General features: G+C 48.1%; 1 protein-coding gene. It reads left to right on the top strand.

Features of this window, described 5'->3' with window-relative positions; genetic code table 11:
- Positions 1-49: 49 nt before the first annotated feature.
- The coding region (locus A3756_RS16945) for a LamG domain-containing protein (RefSeq protein WP_068554038.1) at positions 50-2017 on the top strand (1968 nt) is incomplete at its 3' end.

The raw sequence follows: 2017 nt of genomic DNA, 5'->3' as shown, positions 1-2017 counted from the left end.
CTTTGCAGATTCAGCCACCTACTGCATGGGCGAATAGGAGGATATGACAATGAAAGCAACTAATACCTTAAAAAGCATTTGTTTATCACTCCTTGCCCTAATTCTACTTAGCGCCTGCGGTACTGACAGCGGCCAGGAAAATACCGACAACCCTAACACTAACCAAAACACCAGTACCGATGAGTATCTAGGCCCTGCGCCAGAAACTGACGATGCGCTAAAGTTTCAGACCGAGTTTTGGGAAAATATCGTTACTGAAAACCGCTGCGGCGCTTGCCACGGTGCTGATGGTCAGTCCCCTAAATTCGCACGCTTCGACGACGTTAACCTGGCACTTGCTGATGCCAGTAGCTTGATCGATCGAGATGACCCGGCAGAATCGGCTCTTATCACAAAAGTTGCAAACGGCCATAATTGCTGGGCATCTAACGGACAAGGTGGCACCGATATCGACACCTGTGTAACGATTCTCACTGGGTGGGTCGAAAATTGGNTGGGTGACAATGCTGCCAGCACTAATGAAATCATCCTACGCTCTCCACAAATCAAAGACCCTGGGAGCAGTAAGTCCTTCCCTGAGGATACTTTAAGCTACTCAAGCACTGTCTACCCTCTACTCACAGAGTATTGCAGTGACTGTCATGTCGAAGGCCAGCAAACTCCTTTTATTGGCAGCTCCGATGTTGACACCTCTTACCTGGCTGCTCAGAGTCGAATTAGCCTGGAAACCCCCGGTAACTCCCGACTAGTACAACGCTTACTCAATGAGTTTCATAACTGCTGGGAAGTTGGTTGTGAAGCCTCATCAACTGAAATGAGAACAGCGATCGAAGCCTTTTCTAATTCGATCACTGCCGCCGCGATTGACGAAACACTGATTACCAGTAAAGCGCTTGTATTGGTGGGTGACGGCATCGTTGCCAACTCAGGTGGCCGCTATGAAGATGATGTGATTGCCCTATACGAGTTCAAAGCCGGTGAAGGTACTCTTGCCAACGACACCAGCGGTGTAGACCCGGCCATCAACCTTGAATTGAGCGGCAACGTCGAGTGGGTCGGCGGTTGGGGCATTAAGTTTGGCGCTTCGTATATCGACGAAGAAACCAATACCCGTGTCGGCAACGGTAAAGCGCAAGGCAAGACCGAAGACAGTAAAAAGCTCTACGATGAAATACGTGGCACGTCTCAATATTCTATAGAGGCTTGGGTTGTTCCAGCGAATGTTACGCAGGAAGACTCGCGCATTGTGTCGTACTCGGGCTCGGCCAGCTCTCGTAACTTTGCTTTGCAACAGACCTTGTACAACTACGACTTTTACAATACTACTAACGACTTCAACGAAGCACTTTCAACCGCCGATGCAGATGAAAGACTTCAAGCCAGCCTTCAGCATGTTGTCGCCACCTACTCCGCAACACAAGGCAGAAAGCTCTATGTTAATGGTGTCTATACCGAAGATGAAGACAGCGTAGCCCCTGGCCTTCTAAATGGTTGGAACGAAAGTTTTGCCCTCGTATTGGGTAATGAAACCGATGGCAACGAACTATGGGAAGGCACGCTAAGGATGCTAGCTATTCATAGCCGTGCGTTAACACAAGAGCAAATCACCCAAAACTATAACTCCGGCGTAGGTGAGAAATTCTACATGCTATTTGGTGTATCTCATCTTGTGGATACCGATGACCCCGACACAGCCGATGACTTTATTTTCTTTGAAGCCAGCCAGTTTGATAGCTTTAGCTACTTATTCTCTGATGCACGCTTTGTCAGCCTTAACGACAATGTTGAACTAGACGACATCACTTTAAGAGGCATGAAGATCGCCATCAACGGGCAAGAAGTAAATGTTGGACAAGTCTACCAAAACCTAAACATTAGTTTGAACGACGAAGACTATGTAGCGGGTAACGGGCAAGTTTTATCTAACCTGGGAACCATCGTTCCTTTGGATAAAGCAGCCGATGAAGACGAGTTTTTCTTAAGCTTTACGGAGATTGGCAGCCGCTCGCGCGATGAA

This window comes from Oleiphilus sp. HI0086, from assembly GCF_001635225.1.
This window is presented reverse-complemented; position numbering and strand designations above follow the sequence as displayed.